The 3,809-nt window shown below is 71.9% G+C and carries 3 protein-coding genes and 2 pseudogenes; 2 read left to right on the top strand and 3 right to left on the bottom strand.

Annotated elements, in window-relative coordinates; translation table 11 throughout:
- Positions 1–255 (top strand): annotated as a pseudogene (locus tag AB0C15_RS32520) (hypothetical protein); the annotation flags it as partial.
- A gap of 469 nt (positions 256–724) precedes the next feature.
- Here the strand turns inward: AB0C15_RS32520 and AB0C15_RS32515 are convergent.
- Both AB0C15_RS32515 and AB0C15_RS32510 read right to left on the bottom strand, forming a co-directional pair.
- Positions 725–1,564: a GNAT family N-acetyltransferase gene (locus tag AB0C15_RS32515; RefSeq protein WP_357358582.1), complete on the bottom strand. Its 840-nt coding sequence runs from the start codon at positions 1,562–1,564 to the stop codon at positions 725–727.
- Between the two features lie 5 nt (positions 1,565–1,569).
- Positions 1,570–2,823 (bottom strand): MFS transporter, encoded by a 1,254-nt coding sequence (locus tag AB0C15_RS32510; RefSeq protein WP_357358580.1) that lies wholly within the window; start codon positions 2,821–2,823, stop codon positions 1,570–1,572.
- Positions 2,824–2,935: 112 nt separating this feature from the next.
- Between AB0C15_RS32510 and AB0C15_RS32505 the strand changes: the two genes are divergently transcribed.
- The gene (locus AB0C15_RS32505; RefSeq protein WP_357358578.1) at positions 2,936–3,529 is read left to right on the top strand and encodes a PadR family transcriptional regulator; all 594 of its coding nucleotides are present in this window, start codon (positions 2,936–2,938) and stop codon (positions 3,527–3,529) included.
- Between the two features lie 126 nt (positions 3,530–3,655).
- On the opposite strand, the pseudogene AB0C15_RS32500 reads toward AB0C15_RS32505, so the two are convergent.
- A pseudogene (locus AB0C15_RS32500) lies at positions 3,656–3,809 on the bottom strand (4-hydroxy-3-methylbut-2-en-1-yl diphosphate synthase); the annotation flags it as partial.

The raw sequence follows: 3,809 nt of genomic DNA, 5'->3' as shown, positions 1-3,809 counted from the left end.
GGTGACGCCAACGACCACGACTCGCTGGGCCTGTTCCAGCAGCGCCCGACCAGCGGTTGGGGTACGCCGGAGCAGATCACCAACCCCGAGTACTCGACGACGGCGTTCCTCAAGGGCCTCAAGCAGGTCGACGGGTGGCAGGACATGCCCCTGACCGAGGCGGCGCAGACCGTGCAGGTCTCCGCGTACCCCGACGCCTACGCCCAGTGGGAGCAGCAGGCCACCGACCTCGTCACCCAGCACTGGAACAGCTGACCACCGCACGGCAGCACCACCGCACCACAGCACCAGAACACCGACCGCTGGCCGGCCCCCGCAACCCGGGGCGCCGGCCAGCGGCATCTCCCCGCACCGCACCGCACCGCACCGCACCGCACCGCACCGCACCGCACCGCACCGCACCGCACCGCACCGCACCGCACCTACAGATCTTGGACACTTACCGTCCGCACAGAACGGAAACTGTCCAAGATCTCGTGGGGGCGCACCAGACGCACCGCACGCACGCCCCGCACGCGCCGCACGCACGCCCCGCACGCGCCGCACGCACGCCCCGCACGCGCCGCACGCACGCCCCGCACGCGCCGCACGCACGCACGCGCCGCACGCACGCGCCGCACGCGCCGCACGCAGACCTACGCACGCACCGCACGCAGACGCACGCACGCAAACGCACGCACCAAACGCACGCACCGAACGCACCGCCGGCAAGCAACCGCAGTAGTCAGAAGAGGACGGTCGCCAGGGTGCCGATCGGTTGGAAGCCGCAGCGTTCGTAGACGCGGCGGGCCGGGAGGTTGAAGTCGTTGACGTACAGGCTGACGGTGGGGGCGACCCGCAGCAGCGCGTCGCGTACCACGGCGGCCATGGCGGCGGTGGCGATCCCCCGGCCGCGCCACTCGGGTGCCACCCAGACGCCCTGGATCTGCGCCGTCCGTTTGGTGACGACTGCCAGTTCGGCCTTGAAGACGACCTTGCCGTCGATGATGCGGGCGTACGCGCGGCCGGTCCGGACCAGGTCGTTGACCCTCCGCCGGTAGCTACGGCCGCCGTCCTCGGCCAGCGGGGAGACGCCCACCTCTTCGGTGTACATGGCGACTGCCGCCGGGAAGAGTTTGTCGACTTCACCGGAGCGCACCTGGCGTACCTCGGGATCGGCGGGTACGGGTGGCAGGGAGTCGGTGACCAGGAGCGGCTGATTGGGGCGGACGTCTCGCGCTGGCCCCCAGGTGGCGGAGAGCCGGTCCCACAGCCCGAGGACGGCATCGGCCCGGCCGACGATGGAGGAGCAGAGCCGTTCCTCGCCCGCGAGCAGGTCGGCGAAGGCAGCCACCGCCGCGTCGCTGGCCAGCACCGGGGTGAGGTTGCCGCCGAGCCAGCAGAGTGATTCGAGGTTGCGGCGGGCGCCGTACCCCAGGATTCTGCCCTCGGCCCGCCACCAGGAGAGTCCGCGCGCGGCGATGCGCTCGGCGACCTGCGCGCCCGCGAACGGGTCATGGTCGAGCAGTCGCTCGACCGCGCGGCGCTCCGATTCCCCCAGTTGGCGTACCGGCACCGTCAGCACGACTATCAGCCTGCCAGATCAGCCCCCCGCTTCGCCGGTCGAGTGACAAGGCCGGCATCGGTCGCGCGAGGCCGGTTCCGTCCGGCCCACCGGACGACCGGGGGCACCAGGGCTCCGAGCAGGAGAAACAGGGCACCGAGTACGAGCCAGCCCGGTACGCCCCAACCGAGCGCGAGGGTGGTCACGACCACGGGTGCGAGCATCTTGCCCAGTTCGTAGCCCATGCCGTAGGTCCCCTGGTACTGCCCCTGGGCGTCCGCCGGAGCCAGCCCGAAGGAGATCCCCCAGCCGGCGGCGGAGTGCCACAGCTCCCCGGTGACGTGTGCGACCGATCCGAGGCCGAGCAGGCCCACCGCGCCGGCGGTGGGCAGCGCGCCGCTGGCGGCGAAGAGTACGCAGGCCAGGGCGATGGCCACACCCGCTCGACGGGCGGCACGGGCGGCTGCGGGCAGGGTGGCGGCGCTGCCTGCGGCGCGCACCTGGAGGAGCACCACCAGCACGGTGTTGACGAGCGTCAGCACGGAGATCATCCAGGCGGGTGCTCGGGTGTGGCCGGCGATCCACAGCGGCAGGGCGATGGTGAGCAGGCTGAAGTGCATCGACATCAGCCCGTCGACAAGGGTGAAGGCGAGGAACGGTCGATCCCGCAGGGCGACCAGCCGGGGGCCGTGCGCCGGGGCGGCGACCGGGGCGACGGTGGGGAGCCGGAGGAGGACCACCGCCGCGGCCAGTGACGCTGCTGCCGCGGCCAGGATCAGCGCGACGTACCCGGCGCGGGTGTCGGCGGCGATGGCGAAGCCGCCGAGGACGGCACCGAGGGAGATTCCGACGTTTGTGGTGGCGCGCAGGTAGGCGCGGGTGCGGACCCGCTGGTCGGCCGGGATCGCTCCGGCGATCAGCGCGCCCCGGGCACCGCGTTCGACCGCGTCGGCGAGCGCGGTTGCGGCGCCGACAAGCAGGAACGTGGGGAACGACCGGACGGCGATCAGGCCGATGGTCAGGGTGCCGGCGGCGAACAGCGCGCTGACCTGGACACCGCGCGGGCCGACGCGGTCGGCCAGGTAGCCGCTCGGAGTGCTGGCAAGCACCCCGACCAGGGCCGAGACGGTCAGCCCGATGCCCACCTGCGTCGCCGACAGGCCGACCGAGCGGGTGAGGAAGAGCGCGCTGGCGACGAGCCAGAGGCCCCGCCCGACGGTCTTGACCAGGGTGCCGACGGTGAGGACCCGGGCCGGGCCCGGTGGGGGAAGCAGGCGCATGACCGGCACCTTAGCAAGACGTACGTACGGTTTGGTAAATCGAGGTTGTCGACGATGCATTGCCGATATATCGTTGATGCATCAGCGATAGTCCTAGGAGAGGAAGAACCTGATGAGGTTCCACCGACAGCACCACCCGATGCACGAGGCCCGCATGCGCGGGTTCGGCTTCCCGCCGGTCCCGCCCGGCCCGCACGGTCACGGCCACGAGCACGGACACGGCGGCCCCTGGGGCGGCCGGGGCCGTGGGCGGGGTCGGGGCCGACGCCCCAACGTCCGAGCCTCCGTGTTGGCCCTGCTCACCGAGCGCCCGATGCACGGCTACGAGATGATCCAGGAGATCGACTCCCGTACCGGCGGTGCGTGGCGACCGAGCCCGGGCTCGATCTACCCCACCCTCCAGCTCTTGGAGGACGAGGGCGTCATCGTCGCCAGCACCGAGGAGTCCGGCGGCGGGCGCAAGCGGTTCACGGTCACCGAGGCCGGTCAGGCGGAGGCCACCGAGGCCGCGCAGACCCCGCCGTGGGCGGACGTCGCCCAGGGCACGGTGAGTAGCTGGCACGACATCCGTGACTCCGGTGCGCAGGCGATGAACGCGCTGCGCCAGGTGATGACGCACGGCACCGACGACCAGCGCGAGCGGGCCGCCCAGGTGCTCGACGAGACCCGACGCAAGCTGTACGCGATCCTCGCCGAATCCGAGTGACACCAGACCGCATCACGCCACGGCACGGCACGGCACGCCACAGCAGCGCACCGCCCGCAGCACCAGCACCGACGCAATGCGGCCGTTCCCCGACACGGGGAACGGCCGCATTGCCCAGATGGAAGATCAGTGCACGGTGACCGTCGGGCCGGCCATCAGCCCGCGCAGTTCCTCGGGCAGCTCCGCGCCCATCTCGTCGGCGATGCGTAGTGCCTCTTCGATCAGGGTCTCGACGATCTGCGCCTCGGGGACGGTCTTGACGACCTGTCCCTTGACGAAG

Origin of the sequence: Micromonospora sp. NPDC048835, from assembly GCF_040649995.1 — a bacterium.
Classification (GTDB): Bacteria; Actinomycetota; Actinomycetes; order Mycobacteriales; family Micromonosporaceae; genus Micromonospora.
The sequence above is the reverse complement of the archived record's forward strand: the minus strand, read 5'-3'. Positions and strand labels throughout refer to the sequence as shown.

Bases quoted from the DNA above. Each gene is read 5' to 3' on its own strand.
- AB0C15_RS32510 (WP_357358580.1), bottom strand. From the start codon at position 2,823: ATGCGCCTGCTTCCCCCACCGGGCCCGGCCCGGGTCCTCACCGTCGGC.
- AB0C15_RS32505 (WP_357358578.1), top strand. From the start codon at position 2,936: ATGAGGTTCCACCGACAGCACCACCCGATGCACGAGGCCCGCATGCGC.